16 protein-coding genes are annotated in these 16256 nt (G+C 66.3%); 11 read left to right on the top strand and 5 right to left on the bottom strand.

Annotated features, from left to right (window positions below; all coding sequences use genetic code 11):
- Positions 1-82: 82 nt before the first annotated feature.
- On the bottom strand, positions 83-1459 hold the full coding sequence (locus DXK94_RS20585) for an isochorismate synthase MenF (RefSeq protein WP_115526357.1): 1377 nt from the start codon (positions 1457-1459) through the stop codon (positions 83-85).
- A gap of 110 nt (positions 1460-1569) precedes the next feature.
- Between DXK94_RS20585 and DXK94_RS20580 the strand changes: the two genes are divergently transcribed.
- From DXK94_RS20580 to DXK94_RS20560, 5 genes are all read left to right on the top strand, one after another.
- A complete protein-coding gene (locus DXK94_RS20580; protein ID WP_115526356.1) occupies positions 1570-2361 on the top strand; it encodes an alpha/beta fold hydrolase in 792 nt (263 codons plus the stop codon).
- Positions 2362-2412: 51 nt separating this feature from the next.
- Positions 2413-3189 (top strand): demethylmenaquinone methyltransferase, encoded by a 777-nt coding sequence (locus DXK94_RS20575; protein ID WP_258868660.1) that lies wholly within the window; start codon positions 2413-2415, stop codon positions 3187-3189.
- Positions 3190-3192: 3 nt separating this feature from the next.
- The gene (locus DXK94_RS20570) at positions 3193-4524 is read left to right on the top strand and encodes a geranylgeranyl reductase family protein (RefSeq protein WP_115526354.1); all 1332 of its coding nucleotides are present in this window, start codon (positions 3193-3195) and stop codon (positions 4522-4524) included.
- Positions 4521-5621 (top strand): polyprenyl synthetase family protein, encoded by a 1101-nt coding sequence (locus tag DXK94_RS20565; protein WP_115526353.1) that lies wholly within the window; start codon positions 4521-4523, stop codon positions 5619-5621. Before DXK94_RS20570 ends, DXK94_RS20565 begins: the two co-directional genes overlap by 4 nt.
- A 427-nt stretch (positions 5622-6048) precedes the next feature.
- Complete coding sequence (locus DXK94_RS20560) at positions 6049-6888, top strand: type IV toxin-antitoxin system AbiEi family antitoxin domain-containing protein (RefSeq protein WP_115526352.1); 840 nt, start codon at positions 6049-6051, stop codon at positions 6886-6888.
- Positions 6889-7000: 112 nt separating this feature from the next.
- Here DXK94_RS20560 and DXK94_RS20555 read toward each other — a convergent pair whose 3' ends face one another.
- Together DXK94_RS20555 and DXK94_RS20550 are read right to left on the bottom strand one after the other, a co-directional pair.
- Positions 7001-7429: a hypothetical protein gene (locus tag DXK94_RS20555; RefSeq protein ID WP_115526351.1), complete on the bottom strand. Its 429-nt coding sequence runs from the start codon at positions 7427-7429 to the stop codon at positions 7001-7003.
- 13 nt (positions 7430-7442) lie between these two features.
- Complete coding sequence (locus tag DXK94_RS20550) at positions 7443-8111, bottom strand: trimeric intracellular cation channel family protein (RefSeq protein WP_115526350.1); 669 nt, start codon at positions 8109-8111, stop codon at positions 7443-7445.
- A gap of 60 nt (positions 8112-8171) precedes the next feature.
- Here DXK94_RS20550 and DXK94_RS20545 point away from each other — a divergent pair, with 60 nt between their 5' ends.
- From DXK94_RS20545 to DXK94_RS20525, 5 genes are read left to right on the top strand one after another with little or no spacing between them, the layout of a single operon-like run.
- Positions 8172-9053, top strand: coding sequence for a sirohydrochlorin chelatase (locus DXK94_RS20545; RefSeq protein WP_115526349.1), 882 nt, complete (start codon positions 8172-8174; stop codon positions 9051-9053).
- 54 nt (positions 9054-9107) lie between these two features.
- A complete protein-coding gene (locus DXK94_RS20540; protein ID WP_115526348.1) occupies positions 9108-10853 on the top strand; it encodes a nitrite/sulfite reductase in 1746 nt (581 codons plus the stop codon).
- Positions 10853-11644, top strand: coding sequence for a phosphoadenylyl-sulfate reductase (locus DXK94_RS20535; RefSeq protein ID WP_181884893.1), 792 nt, complete (start codon positions 10853-10855; stop codon positions 11642-11644). The genes DXK94_RS20540 and DXK94_RS20535 overlap by 1 nt, the downstream gene beginning before the upstream one ends.
- Positions 11641-12588, top strand: coding sequence for a sulfate adenylyltransferase subunit CysD (cysD, locus tag DXK94_RS20530; protein WP_115526347.1), 948 nt, complete (start codon positions 11641-11643; stop codon positions 12586-12588). The genes DXK94_RS20535 and cysD overlap by 4 nt, the downstream gene beginning before the upstream one ends.
- Positions 12588-13997: a sulfate adenylyltransferase subunit 1 gene (locus DXK94_RS20525; protein ID WP_079596536.1), complete on the top strand. Its 1410-nt coding sequence runs from the start codon at positions 12588-12590 to the stop codon at positions 13995-13997. Before cysD ends, DXK94_RS20525 begins: the two co-directional genes overlap by 1 nt.
- A 92-nt stretch (positions 13998-14089) precedes the next feature.
- Here DXK94_RS20525 and DXK94_RS20520 read toward each other — a convergent pair whose 3' ends face one another.
- On the bottom strand, positions 14090-14527 hold the full coding sequence (locus tag DXK94_RS20520; protein ID WP_115526346.1) for an SRPBCC family protein: 438 nt from the start codon (positions 14525-14527) through the stop codon (positions 14090-14092).
- A gap of 78 nt (positions 14528-14605) precedes the next feature.
- Here DXK94_RS20520 and DXK94_RS20515 point away from each other — a divergent pair, with 78 nt between their 5' ends.
- Positions 14606-15772, top strand: a complete 1167-nt coding sequence (locus tag DXK94_RS20515) for an RtcB family protein (RefSeq protein ID WP_115526345.1) — start codon at positions 14606-14608, stop codon at positions 15770-15772.
- Here DXK94_RS20515 and DXK94_RS20510 read toward each other — a convergent pair.
- Complete coding sequence (locus DXK94_RS20510) at positions 15769-16155, bottom strand: hypothetical protein (RefSeq protein ID WP_147294412.1); 387 nt, start codon at positions 16153-16155, stop codon at positions 15769-15771. The two genes, DXK94_RS20515 and DXK94_RS20510, sit on opposite strands and share 4 nt — an antisense overlap.
- Positions 16156-16256: the final 101 nt, after the last annotated feature.

Genomic DNA, 16256 nt, shown 5'->3' with positions numbered 1-16256 from the left:
CTTACCCAACTAAGTAGCAGTAACTGCCTTTTTCACCCTCCAAAACGACACTTCCTGCTACTCAGTTGGGCGGAGCGGGGGATCAGCTCCGGATGCCCAAGGCTTCGAGCATCGGACGGAACTTGGCCCAGGTTTCAGCCAGCTCGGCCTCGGGCTGCGAGCCGTCCACTATTCCGCATCCGGCATACAAGCGCACGGTATCCGGAGCTTCGATCACAGCGCCGCGCAAGGCGATGCCCCATTCACCGTTTCCGGCAGCGTCCAGCCAGCCCACGGGCCCGGCGTACGGACCGCGGTCCAGGTGTTCGAGTTTCCGGATCAGGGCACCGGCAACCTGCGTGGGCGTTCCGCAAACGGCAGCGGTAGGGTGCAAAGCATTGATCAGCGCGAGGCAGGTGGGCACGTGGCCTTCCACCTCTGTGAGCTCTGCCTTAACGTCTGACGCCAGGTGCCAGACGTTCGGCAGTTCGAGGATGAAGGGTTCGTCGTGAGCGTTCATCGCCTCGGAGAACGGCGCCAGCTGCGTGGTGAGCGACTGGATCGCGATTTCGTGCTCGTGCCTTTGCTTCTCGGATCCGGCCAGCACGCGCGTGGCGTAGTCCATGGGGATGCCGTCCTCGCCGTGGGCATCGCGGCGGTCGAGTGTTCCGGCCAGTACGCGCGCCTGCGCGGTCCGGCCCTCCACCTGGATCAGCATCTCCGGGGTCGCACCCACCAAACCGTCAACGCCGTACGTCCAGCATTCGCGGTACCGCACCGCGAGTTCACGCAGCACCTTCGCGGCATTCACGCCGGTGGGGACGGTGGCCACAACGTCCCGCGCCAGCACCAGCTTTTCCAGCGCCCCGGTCCGGATTTCCGCCACCCCAGCTTCAACGGCCGCCATCCAGGCTTCCTCGCTGAGGGATCCCGTGTGCAGCGTGGCGCCGGCAGCCAGGGGGAGGGGACGCACGACGGCGCCGCCGGCCCGGGCGGGAACCTCACCGTGGTCAGGGTTCCCGGCGGAGTCCGCTGCCGCCGCCGGCCGCCCGCCGCTCAGCCAGCGGTCCAGCGCGGCGAGGGCACCCTCTTCGGTGAGGTCGCCGTCGTCGAACGTCAGCTGGGTAAGCCAGACCTGGCCGTCCCGCACGCCCACCACGATCTCCGGCACGACCAGGCGGGATTCGTGGGCGGAGGTCTTGGAGAAGGCGAAGGAGCCGAAGGCCACCGGGCCCGTGCCAGGCAGCTCCACGGAATCGGTGATCTCGGCTTCGATGACGAGGTGCCGCCACCAGATGTCGGCTTCCAGGAAGCGCTCCGGGCCCGTGGCCGTGAACCGCGCGATCTCGCCAAAGCCCGCAAGCCCGGCCTCCCGCCGCGTCCAGCAGAGAACATCGTCCCGGACCAAGAACGAAGGCAGCCCGCCGGGGAATGCTTTTCCATCCAGGGGGATTGTCAAGGTGCGGAAGGTGCTCGTCATGATTGCGTCAACGCTACCCGAAAGTACTTAAAGGTACTTGCGAAGCCAAGTACGTTTAAGCGCGGTCCGCTCCTGTGCCCTCTTTCGCTGGCGGGGCGTACCCTTCAGCTATGGACGCGGAAGTCCGCAGGCTCACGCTCAGCACCGGTATCACCGTCCCATGCCTGATCCAGGGCGATCCCAGCGCCAGGCCGCTGCTCTTCCTGCATGCTTGGGGCGAATCGCGCAGGTCCTTCGACCGCCTGGTCCCGCTGCTGCCCGGGTTCCGCATCGCCGCTCCAGACCTCCGCGGACAGGGTGAGGCCGACAAGCCACGCCACGGCTACTCTCTGCGTGACCAGGCCGGCGACGTGGCGGCCATCCTCGATGCCTTGGAGTTGGAATCGGCAGCCGTGCTCGGCTCTTCGAGCGGCGGTTACGTGGCCCAGCAGTTGGCGGTGGGCCAGCCGGGACGCGTGGATGCGCTGGTACTTGTGGGCTCGCCCCTCAGCCTTGCCGGCCGCCCGCCGTTCGCGGACGACGTCGATGCCCTGGCGGATCCGATGGACGAGGCGTGGGTGCGGCAGTCGCTCGAGTGGTTCCCCCTGCACCGGTCCGTCCCGCAGTGGTTTCTTGAGGACCGCGTCCGAGACGGCATGATGATGCCGGCGTACGTCTGGAAGGACGCGCTGCGAGGCCTCTACGAAGCCATCCCGCCCACCGAAGCGGGAACGATCAACGTGCCCGCGCTGATCCTGTACGGCGGGCAGGACACACTGCTGTCCCGGACGGACCAGACAGAGCTGGCGGCACGCATCCCGGGCGCGGAACTGAAGATCTACCCGGACGCCGGCCACCTGGTCCTGTGGGAGTGCCCTGACCTGGTGGCGGAGGATGTCAGGGCATTCCTGCGGCAGCCGTGAGTAAAACGCCCGGTGGTCCGGACGCTGCCGAACATTTGAGACAATGACATGGTGAACCGAGCATCCTTGGATAAGCGTCCGGACGAAGTAGCCACGATGTTTGACGACGTCGCACCGAAATACGACGTCGTCAATGATGTCCTCTCGATGGGGCAGACCCGCCGCTGGCGCAAGGTTGTGGTGGAAGCCATGGAAGTCTCCAAGGGCCAGCGGGTGTTGGACCTGGCCGCCGGCACCGGCACCTCCAGCGAGCCATATGCCGATGCAGGCATAGATGTGGTGGCCTGCGACTTTTCCCTCGGGATGCTCAAGGTCGGCAAGCGCCGCCGCCCCGATATCGACTTCATCGCCGGCGACGCCACCAACCTGCCGTTCGCGGACAACACGTTTGACGCCACCACCATTTCCTTCGGCCTGCGGAACGTCAACGAGCCCAAGAAGGCGCTGCAGGAGATGCTCCGCGTCACCAAGCCCGGCGGCCGCCTGGTCATTGCCGAGTTCTCCCAGCCCGTGGTGCCGCTCTGGCGCACCATGTACACCGAATACCTCATGCGCGCCCTGCCAGCCATCGCCGTCAAGGTCGCCTCCAACCCGGACGCCTACGTCTACCTGGCCGAGTCCATCCGCGCCTGGCCGGACCAGGACCACCTGGCCTCATGGCTGCAGGAAACGGGCTGGGAAAACGTCACCTACCGCAACCTCACCGGCGGCATCGTGGCGGTGCACCGTGCGTTCAAGGCTCCGGAGTCAACGCCCGACGGCGGGGCTGCCGCCATCGCTGCGCGCAAAGGCCCGGTGGCCAAGCTGCGCCGCAACATCACCCGCTGACCTGTGAGGGTACTGATTGTCGGCGCGGGTCCGGCTGGATCCACTGCCGCGTACTACCTCGCCAAGGCGGGCATCGAGGTCACGGTGCTGGAAAAGACCAGCTTCCCCCGGGAAAAGGTCTGCGGTGACGGGCTCACGCCCCGCGCCGTCCGTGAGATCCAGAAGCTCGGCCTGCCGCACCCGGAAAACGACGGCTGGCGCCGCAACAAGGGCCTGCGCCTGATTGCCGGGGGCCGCACCATCGAACTGCCCTGGCCCGAGGTCTCCGACTTCCCGCAGTACGGCCTGATCCGAACGCGTTTGGGCTTCGACGAGGAACTGGCCCGGCACGCCCAGGCAGCCGGAGCCACCATCCTTGAGAGGCACAGCGTTACCGACGCCCTCTCCAACGGAAGCGGCCGCGTGACCGGCGTCCGCGCAGCGCTCTTGGACGAGTCCGGACGCAAGACGGGGGAGACGCGCGAGTTCAGCGCCGACGTCGTCCTCGCCGCGGACGGCAACTCCACGCGCACCGCCGTGTCCCTCGGCATCCAGAAGCGCGACGACCGTCCCCTCGGCGTGGCTGTACGCACCTACTTCACCAGCCCGCGCACCGACGACGACTGGATGGAAGGCTGGCTGGAGCTGCCCGGACGCGACGGCAAGCTGCTGCCCGGCTACGGCTGGGTGTTCGGTGTGGGCGACGGCACCTCCAATGTGGGCCTGGGTATCCTGAACTCCTCCAAGGAATTCGGCAAGCTCGACTACAAGCAGGTCCTGCGCGAATGGACCGCAGGCATGCCCGCGGACTGGGGATTCACACCCGAAAACCAGGTAGGCGAAATCCGCGGCGCCGCCCTGCCCATGGGCTTCAACCGCACCCCGCACTATTCACCCGGCCTGCTCCTCCTGGGCGACGCCGGCGGCATGGTCTCCCCGTTCAACGGCGAGGGCATCTCCTACGCGATGGAGTCCGCGCGTTTCGCCGCCGAATTCATCATCGATGCCTCCTCGCGCTCGGCTTCTTCGGGCGGAACGTACGACGCCGACGCGCACCTTGGCAGGTACGCGGACTATGTGCGCCAGCAGTGGGGATCGCACTTCACCCTGGGCCGCGCGTTCGCCGCGCTGATCGGCAAGCCCGCCGTCATGAAGCTCGCGCTACGTACGGGCATGCCCATCCCGGTGCTGATGCGGTTTGTGGTGCGGCTTCTGGCCAACCTCACCGACCCGTCGGCGAAGGGCGTCGAGGACCGGATGATCCGTGTCCTGGAATCGCTGGTTCCGGCCACATCCAATACCCCGTCTGCTTCGAACCAGCGGTATCCGCAACAAAAAGTTAGGGTTAACCCGTGACCAACCCCGCAGACCACAGCTGGACCCACGCCGGACACGGCATGACGGCCGCTGAACCTTCGCTCAACACCAGCGCCATCGCCACCGGCCTCCAGCTGCCCGCGGGTTTTGCCGCCATTGCCGAGGACGCTGAACTGGGCCCTGCCATCACCAACAACCTGGCCAAGGTGGAGAAGAAGCTCCGCGAAGCCATCGCCAACTCGGATCCCCTGGCTGACGCAACGTCGCGTCACCTGGTGGAAGCCGGCGGCAAGCGGATCCGGCCGCTGCTCACCCTGCTCTGCGCCCACCTTGGCGATGCATCCCTGCCCGCAGTGGTGCAGGCCGCCGTCGTTGTTGAACTGACGCACCTGGCAACCCTGTACCACGACGACGTGATGGACTCCGCCCCCTTCCGCCGCGGCGCCCCCACGGCCCACGAAGTGTGGGGAAATTCCGTAGCCGTCCTCACCGGTGACCTGATCTTTGCCCGCGCCTCCATCCTGGTGTCCGAGCTGGGCTCGCGTGCGCTCGGCATCCAGGCCCGCACCTTCGAGCGGCTGTGCCTGGGCCAGCTGCACGAAACCGTCGGGCCGCGCCCGGACGAGGATCCGGTGGCGCACTACCTCTCCGTGATCGCCGACAAGACCGGTTCGCTGGTGGCCGCTTCCGGCCAGCTGGGCGCCATCTTCGCCGGTGCTGATCCCGAATTCGAGAATGTGCTGGTGGAGTACGGCGAGAAGGTGGGGGTTGCCTTCCAGCTCGCGGACGACGTCATCGACGTTACCGGCGTCAAGGTGAAGTCCGGCAAGTCGCCGGGAACCGACCTGCGCGAAGGGGTGCCCACCCTGCCGGTGCTGCTCCTGCGCAAGGCTGCCGCGGACGGTGACCAGTCCGCCGTCGAACTTCTCCGGCTGATCGACGGCGACCTGACCTCCGATGAGGCATTGGCCGAGGCTGTTGCCGGCCTGCGCGAGCACCCCGTGACTGCAGAATCCTGGGTGGTTGCGCGCCGCTGGGCCAATGAAGCGATCGCAGCGTTGGCCCCGCTGCCCGAAGGCGTCGTCAAGGATTCGCTGTCCAACTTCGCCCTGGCCGTGGTGGACCGCGCCAGCTAGTTTTCTCTGGATATGTCGAAGCCCGGCTCCCCCCAGGCGCCGGGCTTCTCCATGTGCGGCGCCGCCGTCCCGTTCGCCGGGGCGCCTGTTAAACGGGATAGCCCCGGTCCGCAACAACAATACGAGTCATATGTTGCTGTGAACCGGGGCTATCTCTCCGTTCGCATCAGACCCGCCGGAGGCGTTTAGCGGATCCGGAAATAGTCTATGACAGCTTTGTCACAAGAAGCAAGTCCCTTGTTACTGTCCGTGTCAAAAACTTTCCGCCGTGGGATGGGAGCCCTCGTGGGGCACTTTGAAGGCCTATGGCGGGATTTGGCCGCAAAGTCGCGGCGTGTCCGCGTCGAAGTGCCCCGGGACGGGCGGGTTGTCCACATGAGGCCGCCTCACACTGCTCCTGGTATGAGCTTCGCGCCACTGTGAATTCATGGACATCGAAACCTTTCTCCGGCGCCGGGGCGGCGTTGCCCGGACTACCCGTCTCCTGAAAGCCGGCTACTCACGAACACGGCTGGACAAGGCACTGGATGCCCGGCAAATTGTCCGGGTCCGGCGGGGTGTTTACAGCCTGCCGGACGAAGCCGGAGCTCTCGGGTTGGCGCTGCAGCACAATGCACAACTGACTTGCCTGTCCGGCGCGCCCCTCTACCAGCTGTGGACGATGCAGGAGGCAGACAAGGTCCATCTGAGTCCGGGCCACAAAAAGACCGTGCCCGGAACGTTGACCCACGGCCGCATACTCCATCCTGTGCACCCCTGGCTGCCTGTCGCAGGTTTGGCCGACGTCCTGATCCATGCCTTGCACTGCCTGCCCGAGGTCGAGGCCTTGGTTATGGTTCAAAGCGCGGCGCAGCGGGGAGACATCACCCTGGACTTCCTGCGCCGCAAGCTTCCCGGAAACCGTAATGCCCGCGCCCGCTCAGTTCTGGATTATGTGATTCCACGGGCGGACTCTGTTTTGGAGGTCCTGGCCAATTACCACTTCAGCCGGGCGGGGCTTCATGTCCGGAGGCATGTCCAGATTCCAGAAGTGGGCGAGGTGGATTTCCTGGTTGAGGAATGCCTGGTTGTGGAGACCGACGGGGCCACGCACCTGGAACCCAACCAGGTCAAAAAGGACAGGACGCGCAACAATGCCACGGTGATCGGCGGCCGCCTCTGCCTCCGGTTCGGCTATGCCGACGTCGTCCATCACCCGGAGCGGATGGTGGCCCAAGTGTTGGCGGTGCTCGATCAGAGCCGGCGGGGAGCTTTTAGCGGCCGCTGAGTACCGCCGTCGTGGGGCATTTTGAGCTCTGCAAGCCGAGGAACAGGTTCGATACCCCGCGTGTCCGTGTCCAAGTGCCCCAGGAAGGCCGGAGGACCCAAGCAGAGGAGGCCTAGTCCTCATCGTCGTCCTCGAAGGCCCACTCGAACATGTCGAACACGAACTCGGAGAAAGTGCCTTCTTCGGACTTCCACTGGCCGCGGGCGTTGTTGCGGCGGTACACGATGGGGTCCGGGATGCCGAGGTCGCCCACCCGGAAGCCCCAGGTGAACTGCTCTTCCTCGTCCTCGAGGAACATGAGGAAACCTTCGTCGTCCACCTCGAGCTCTTCGGGGTCCCAGAAGTAGTGGTAGGCCTCCATGAGGTCCTCGCAGCCACCCAGGGCGAGGTAGAACTCGCGGAGGACCAGCGGGATCTGGAACTGGTGCTCGGCCAGGGCCTTGTCCAGCTCCTCTTCGGACAGCCCGTCCTCTTCCTGCCATTCATCCTCGAGATACTTCGGAACAAGCGAGCGGAACTTCTCGAGGAACATGTCAGTCATGCTCATATCCTAGCTAATTGCGGACCCTCGCTTCGCCGCCGTCAGGGCCCGGCCGGTGCCACCCTTGGACCGCCAGCGGCACGTACCAGGACCGGCGCCAGGCCACCACCCGGAAGACAAAAACAACAGCCGCAACCAGGCACGCAGTGACGGCATTGAATGAACCCGTCACCCACAGCACGGAGGTAAGGGTTGCCCCGCTGAAGGCCGGCAGCGCATACAGATCCCCGGCATCAAACAGCTGCGGCACCTCGTTGGCAGTAATATCGCGCAGCAGCCCGCCGCCCACCGCAGTTGTGACGCCCAGCAGGACTGCCGCAAGCGGGTTCATTCCCAACGAAATTGCCTTCAGGGTGCCGGTGATGCAGAACAATGCCAGCCCGCCGGCGTCGAACAGGACCAACAGCGAGGTGAAACGCTGGACGCTGGAGTACAGGAAATACACCAGCACGGTTGCCAGCAGCGGCGGCACCAGGTAGGCCGGGTTGGTGAACGCGGCCGGAACGGTGTTGAGGATAATGTCGCGGATTACGCCCCCGCCCAGGGACACCAGCGAGGCCAGAAGGAGCGAGCCCAGGATGTCGAACCGCTTCCGCGCCGCCAGCAGGGATCCCGAGACGGCAAAGAAAAAGATACCGGCCAGGTCCAGCCATACCAGGGCGATGTCAAAAGGGAATGTCATGGAGCGTCCCGGCAATTCAAAGAGGGCGGACAGGGCGGCTCCAACGTTACGCTAGCCCCTATGAACAGCCCCATCATGATCGCCTGCGCCCATGGGACGTCCAGCACACAGGGAGCCGCGGAGGTCAACGCCCTGCGCGCCGGCATCGCCGCCCTCCGCCCCGGCCTCGACGTCCGGGAAGCGTACGTGGACGTCCAGCAGCCCGACCTGGTGGACGTGGTGGCGGGCCTGCCGGAGGGGGAGTCCGCCGTCGTGGTGCCGCTGCTGCTGAGCGTGGGCTACCACGTGAAGGTGGACATCGCGCGGGCAGTCAAGAGCCGCCCGGGCAGCGCGGCGGCCGCACCGCTGGGCCCGGATCCCCGCCTGGCGGCGCTGCTTGACCAGCGGCTGCGCGAAGCCGGGGTAACGGACAACGACGTGATCGTGCTGGCCGCTGCCGGTTCGTCCAACCCCAACGCCGCGCTCAGCGTGGAGGAGCTATTGGGCCAGCTGCAGGAGCTGCGGTCCAACCGGATGGTGGCCGCCTATGGTGCCTCCGCCAAGCCTTCCGTGCCCGACGCCGTTGCGATGCTTCGCGAGGAACTGGAAGGCGGTGCCGGCGCGGGGGAGTCCGCGGGAGCGGTCGACGTCGGCGGGCGCGTCGTGATTGCCTCGTACCTCCTGGCGCCGGGCTTCTTCCACGACCAGCTCGCCAAGGCGGGCGCCGACCTCATCACCGAGCCGCTGCTGCCGTCCCCGGTGCTCGCCGAGATTGCGTTGGAACGGTACGACGCCGCCGTCGCGAAGGCCCGGGAAGCTGCCGCAGCAGCGCCGGCTGCGCAGCCGGCGAAACCTCCGGTTAAGGGTCCGGCGGAAGCCGCCGCGGACCGCCTGTCCGATGCACAGCAGGAAGGCTTCTTCAAGGCCGTCCGGCGTTTCGTGACGAAATATTTCCCTAGGTGACTTAGCGTTTCCGGGCCTTTGTGACGCAATTCGGGCGGGACCTACAGTCGATGCATGACTGATACAGCTCTAGCCGGAGCGTCCGCGGACTCCGCTGCCCCTAAGCGCCCCGCCCGCCCTGCCCGTCCCGCTGCAAAGCCGCACGGGCAGTGGAAAGTGGACGGCAAGACGCCCCTTAACGCCAACGAAACCTGGAAACAGGAAGACGACGGCCTTAACGTGCGCGAGCGTATCGAAACCATCTACGCCAAGGAAGGCTTCGACGCCATCCCGGGCCAGGACCTGCACGGCCGGTTCCGCTGGTGGGGCCTGTACACCCAGCGCAAGCAGGGGATCGACGGCGGCAAGACCGCAACGCTGGAGCCGCACGAGCTCGAAGACAAGTACTTCATGCTCCGTGTGAGGATCGACGGCGGCGCGCTCACCACCGAGCAGCTGCGCGTCATCGGCCAGATCTCCGTGGACTTCGCCCGGGACTCGGCCGACCTCACCGACCGCCAGAACATCCAGCTCCACTGGATCCGCGTGGAGGACATCCCCGAAATCTGGAACCGCCTGGAAGGTGTTGGCCTGTCCACCACCGAGGCCTGCGGCGACGTTCCCCGCGTCATCCTGGGCTCGCCCGTGGCCGGCATCGCCAAGGACGAGATCATCGACCCCACCCCGCTGATCGCCGAGCTGGGGGAGCGGTTCATCGGCAACCCGCTGCTGTCCAACCTGCCCCGCAAGTACAAGACCGCCATCACCGGGCACCCGAGCCAGGACGTGGTCCACGAGATCAACGACTTCGCCCTGGTAGGGGTGCGCCACCCCGAGCTGGGTGTCGGGTACGACCTCTGGGCCGGAGGGGCACTGTCCACCAACCCGATGCTCGGCAAGCGCCTGGGCGCCTTCGTTCGGCCCGAAGAGGCCGCCGAAGTATGGCTCGGCGTCACCAGCATCTTCCGCGACTACGGCTACCGCCGCATGCGCACCAAGGCCCGCCTGAAGTTCCTGATGGCTGACTGGGGCCCGGAGAAGTTCCGCCAGATCCTGGAGGACGAATACCTGGGCTACAAGCTGGCCGACGGCCCCGCCGCGCCCAAGCCCACCACCCCCGGCGACCATGTGGGCGTGCACGAGCAGAAGGACGGCAAGTTCTTCATCGGCGCCACGCCGGTGGCCGGCCGCCTGTCAGGGGCTGCCCTGGTCAAGCTCGCGGACACCCTTGAGGCCCGCGGCTCCTACCGCCTGCGCACCACCCCGCACCAGAAGCTCGTTGTCCTGGACGTCGAGAAGGACCACGTGGAGCCCCTGGTAGCCGAGCTCGACGCGCTGGGCCTGTCCGCCCGCCCGTCCGTGTTCCGCCGCGGCACCATCGCCTGCACCGGCATCGAGTACTGCAAGCTGGCCATCGTGGAGACGAAGCACACCGCCGCCACGGCCGTTGCCGAACTTGAGCGCCGCCTGGCCGACCTCGCCGAGTCCGGCGAGCTGCCGCACGCGCTGTCCCTGCACATCAACGGCTGCCCCAACTCCTGCGCCCGCATCCAGACCGCGGACATCGGGCTTAAGGGCATGATGCTTCCCACGCCCGACGGCGACCCCTCCCCGGGTTTCCAGGTCCACCTGGGCGGCGGGTTGGCTTCCAGCAGCCGCGAAGAGGCCGGCCTGGGACGCACCGTCCGCGGCCTGAAGGTGTACGTGGACGACCTGCCGGACTACGTTGAGCGCGTTGTCCGCACCTTCGTTGCCCAGCGCGCCGAGGGCCAGACCTTCGCCGAGTGGGCCCACGCAGCAGACGAGGAGGCACTCCAGTAATGAGCAAGCATGCACTCGGGGTAGACCCCGTTGCCCCGCAGGCCGTCGCCACCGCCGAGGTTGACGCCACCGTTGCGGCAGCAGCCCCCAAGCTCCGCTCGAAGGAAGAGCTGAAGGCCCTCGCCGAAGCCGGAGCCGCCGAGCTCGGCTGGGACGCCCCGGCCCGCGACGTCATCGCCTGGGTGGAGCGCAACTTCGACCTGCCCGCCGTCGCCGTCGCCTGCTCCATGGCCGACGCCGTCCTGCCGGCCCTGGTCGCGGACCAGATGCCCGGCGTCGACGTCCTGTTCCTGGAGACCGGCTACCACTTCCCGGAAACCTACGCCACGCGTGACGAGGTGGCCGCAAACCTTCGCGTCAACGTGGTGGACGTCCTCCCGGAGAACACCGTGGAACAGCAGGACCGGCTCCTGGGCAAGAACCTCTTCGCCCGCGACGCGGCCCAGTGCTGCGCGCTCCGCAAGGTGGCCCCGCTGCGCCGTACCCTGTCCGGCTACGAACTCTGGTTCACCGGTGTCCGCCGTGACGAGGCACCCACGCGTACCAACACCCCGCTGGTCACCTGGGACGAGGCCAACGGCCTGGTCAAGGTGAACCCGGTGGCCGCGTGGACCTTCGACCAGCTGGTCCAGTACTCGGACGACAACCTCCTGCCCGTCAACCCGCTGCTATCCCAGGGTTACCCCTCCATTGGCTGCCAGCCCTGCACCCGGAAGGTGGCGCCGGGCGACGACCCCCGCGCCGGCCGCTGGGCAGGGACCGACAAGACAGAATGCGGACTACACGTATGAGCACTTCCCTAACCGAGGAGACCACCCAGGTGACTGAAGCCGCCGTTTCCACGCGCCTCTCCAGCCTGGACACCCTTGAGTCCGAGGCCATCCACATCATCCGCGAGGTTGTTGCCGAGTTCGAGAAGCCCGCGCTGCTGTTCTCCGGCGGCAAGGACTCCGTGGTGATGCTGCACCTGGCCACCAAGGCATTCTGGCCCGGCAAGGTTCCGTTCCCCGTGCTGCACGTGGACACCGGCCACAACTTCCCCGAGGTCATCGACTTCCGCGACCGCACCGTGGAGCGCCTGGGCCTGAAGCTGGTGGTGGGTTCGGTGCAGGAGTTCATTGACCGCGGCGAGCTCGCCGAGCGCGCCGACGGCACCCGCAACCCGCTGCAGACCGTCCCGCTGCTGGACGCCATCCAGCAGAACAAGTTCGACGCCGTGTTCGGCGGCGGCCGCCGCGACGAGGACAAGGCCCGCGCCAAGGAGCGCATCCTGAGCCTGCGCGACGAGTTCGGGCAGTGGGACCCGCGCAACCAGCGCCCCGAACTGTGGAACCTCTACAACGGCCGCCACACCGTGGGCCAGCACGTCCGTGCGTTCCCCATCAGCAACTGGACCGAGCTGGACATCTGGCGCTACATCGAGCGCGAGAACATCGAGCTGCCCGGCCTGTACTACGCCCACGAGCGCGAGGTTTTCGCCCGCGACGGCATGTGGCGCGCAGTGGGCGAGGTGTCCCAGCCCCTGCCCCACGAGGAAGTCATCACCAAGACCGTCCGCTACCGCACCGTGGGCGACATGTCCTGCACCGGCGCCGTCGAGTCCGACGCCTACACCGTGGCCGACGTCGTGGTTGAAGTTGCTGCCTCCACCCTCACCGAACGTGGCGCCACCCGTGCAGATGACCGCATCTCCGAGGCAGCCATGGAAGACCGCAAGAAGGACGGGTATTTCTAATGAGCACGATTTCCGAGATTTCGACAGGCTCACTCACCGAAGGCCTGCCCACTACGCTCTTCCGTTTCGCCACCGCAGGATCGGTCGACGACGGCAAGTCCACTTTGGTGGGCCGCCTCCTTCACGATTCCAAGGCCATCCTGGCTGACACGCTCGACGCCGTTGCCCGCACCTCCGCGGACCGCGGCTTCGGCGGCGAAAAGGGCGGCATCGACCTGGCGCTGCTGACCGACGGCCTGCGTGCCGAGCGCGAACAGGGCATCACCATCGACGTTGCCTACCGCTACTTCGCCACCGACCGGCGCAGCTTCATCCTGGCCGACTGCCCCGGGCACGTGCAGTACACCAAGAACACGGTGACCGGCGCGTCCACCGCGGATGCCGTCGTCGTACTCATCGACGCCCGCAAAGGTGTGCTGGAGCAGACCCGCCGGCACCTGTCCGTGCTGCAGCTGCTGCGTGTGGCGCACGTGATCGTGGCCGTGAACAAGATCGACCTGGTGGACTTCAGCGAGTCCGTGTTCCGCGAGATCGAAGCCGACGTGCAGCAGGTGGGCCGCGAGCTGGGCCTCGGCTCCGACGGCATCGCCGACCTGCTGGTGGTACCCGTTTCGGCGCTCGACGGCGACAACGTGGTGGAGCGCTCGGAGCGGACCCCCTGGTACACCGGCCCGGCTCTGCTTGAGGTGCTCGAGACCCTGCCCGCCGCCGACGAGCTGGAAAGCCACCTTGAGAGCTTCCGCTTCCCGGTGCAGCTGGTCATCCGTCCGCAGGGCGCGCTGGCTCCCGACGCCGTGGCCGCCGGCCTCGATGTCGAGGCCTACCGCGACTACCGCGCGTACGCCGGCCAGATCACCGAGGGCTCCGTCAAGGTGGGGGACAAGGTCTCCGTGCTGACACCCGGCCAGGACCCGCGCACCACAACTGTTGTTGGCATCGATTTCGCCGGCGCCTCACTGGAGGAAGCCGCCGCCCCGCAGTCCGTCGCGATCCGCCTGGCGGAGGAGTTCGACGTCGCCCGCGGTGACACCATTGCTGCCGCCGGCACCGTCCGGGAAGCGTCAGCCGACCTTTACGCGGCGCTGTGCTGGCTGTCCCCGAAGCCGCTCCGCGAGGGACAGAAGGTGCTGGTCAAGCACGGCACCCGCACGGTGCAGGCGCTGGTCCGCAACGTGTCCGGCAAGCTGGACCTCGCGTCCTTCAAGCTGGAGCCCGCGTCGAACCTGGAACTGAACGACATCGGCCACGCGCAGCTCCGGCTCGCCGCGCCGCTGCCGCTTGAGAACTACCTGCACCACCGCCGCACCGGCGCATTCCTGGTGATCGACCCGCTGGACGGCAACACGCTTGCCGCAGGCCTGGTCAAGGACCATCCGGGTGACCACGAGGACGAGCGCTACAGCATCTGATTTTCGCCGAGTTCGCCGGAATGCACCGAGGTCGCCGCAAAATTGCGGCGGCCTCGTTGCATTCCGGCGATTTCGCGGTTTAAGGGACTGGCCTACTGGCGGGCCTCAAGGATCGACTTGAGCTTCTGCAGGTCCTTCCGGGTCTCGCGGCGGATCATCGGGGCCATGACCAGCCCGGCGAGTTTGGAGAAACCCGAGGGCTTGCCGGTGTTGCCCAGCGTCATCCGGGTGCCGCCGTCTTCATCGATCCAGGTGTAGGTGGTCTGCATCGGGAACGGACCCTGGGCGGTGCGCATCACCAGCTTTTCGCCGGGAACGTATTCCACAAACTCATAGGTGTAGTTCAGCTCCCGGCCCAGGAACTTTGCGGTGAACGCCACCTTGGAACCAGTACCGGTTGGGCCGTCAGTCAGCCGCTGGGATTTATGGATATTGACGTACCACTTCGGCGCGTTGTCCGGGTTGGCCACATACGCCGCCACCTCCGCGCGCGGCCGATTGATGAGGATCTCGGTCTGGACGTTCACCATAATTGCGTCTCCTTCAGGGGATGCCGGGTTTAGCCTAGGACTTACGTTAGTCCTCGGCGGTGCAGTGGGAGACGGAGCATGGAAACCATCAACAACAAGCTTCTCAACTGGGCGTCCATCCTGGATGACCAGACCCGGAAACAGGCCGTGATGACTGCCGAATTGCCGTTCATCTACCCGCACCTGGCACTGATGCCGGACGCGCACCTGGGCAAGGGCGCCACCGTGGGTTCAGTCATTCCAACCTTGCGGGCGATCATTCCGGCCGCAGTAGGTGTGGACATCGGCTGCGGCATGATCGCCGTCCGCACCCAGTACACGCTGAAGGACCTCCCCAAAGACCTGAAGCGGATCCGGGAGGACATCGAACGGGTCATTCCGCTGTCCGCAGGCCATAACAACAAGAAGGTCCTGCCCACCGCCGAACCCCGGATCGCCGAACTGAAGGCGCTGGCCTCAAAAGCGGGGTTCGATCCCGCCCAATACGTGGCCAAATGGGAACTGCAGCTGGGATCCCTGGGCTCGGGCAACCACTTCATCGAAGTCTGCGCGGATGAGAACGACAACGTCTGGCTGTTCCTGCATTCCGGATCGCGCGGCATCGGCAACAAGATTGCCCAGCACCACATCGGCGTCGCGCGGCACGTCGCGCGGAAGGACCAGGTTTACCTGCCCGACCCGGACCTCGCCTACCTCGACGAGGGGACGCCGCAGTTCGACCGGTATTTGGCGGAACTGCGCTGGGCCCAGCACTTTGCGCTGCTGAACCGCGAGGAAATGATGGACCGCGTGATTGAACAGTTCGGCCGCTGGGTGGGTGGGCCGGTGGAGGAACGCGAGAGGATCAACTGCCACCACAACTTCACGCAGCAGGAGACGCACTACGGCAAGTCCGTGTGGGTGTCCCGCAAGGGCGCCATCAAAGCCGAGCCCGGCGATCCTGGACTGATCCCCGGATCCATGGGGACGGCGTCGTACGTTGTGGAAGGACGCGGCAACCCGGAGTCGCTGAATTCATCGCCGCACGGGGCGGGCCGGGAGTACTCGCGCAACGCTGCCCGCAGGACATTTTCGCTCGAGGAGCTGAAGCGGGCCATGCGCGGGATTGAGTTCCGCGCGTCGGAGGCATTCATTGACGAAATCCCCGCCGCCTACAAGCCGATCGACCAGGTCATGCAGGATGCCGCCGACCTGGTGATCGTCCGGCACAAGCTGCGCCAGCTCGTCAACGTCAAGGGCAACTAGCTGGACTCGGGAACGCCCTCGCCGGTGTCAGAATGGAAGGACCCATAACGGGTGAGGTAAAGGTACATCCCCACAAAGGCGGCCAGGCCCAGGAGCGGTCCCGCCCAGAGGGCGGCCGGCGTGCCACGAAGGAGTACCGCGGCGGCCCCGAAGATGCTCCCGATAACGCCCGCGCCCGGGCCGGCCCCAGCAAACCTGCCGCGGATGTCCCGGCTCAGTTGGCGGTGTCTGCTGCCGTACAGGACGGCGACGAGAATCAAAGCGGCACCCGTAATCACCGGCCACGGCCATGATGCCGTTGCCACCACTCCCACGGTCAGCCCTAGCATGCCGGCCAGGACCAGCCAATAGTTCCTTACGGTGCCAGTAACAGCAGTCTCCATCAGCATCCCCCAGGTGACGTCATACCCGCCGGCAGGCTACAAATCTAACTAAAGCCTGCGGAAAACAAAGCGCACTCACGCCGCCGAATGTGACGCTAGAT

It is taken from the genome of Arthrobacter sp. RT-1 (assembly GCF_003367205.1).
Classification (GTDB): domain Bacteria; phylum Actinomycetota; class Actinomycetes; order Actinomycetales; family Micrococcaceae; genus Arthrobacter.
The sequence above is the reverse complement of the archived record's forward strand: the minus strand, read 5'-3'. Positions and strand labels throughout refer to the sequence as shown.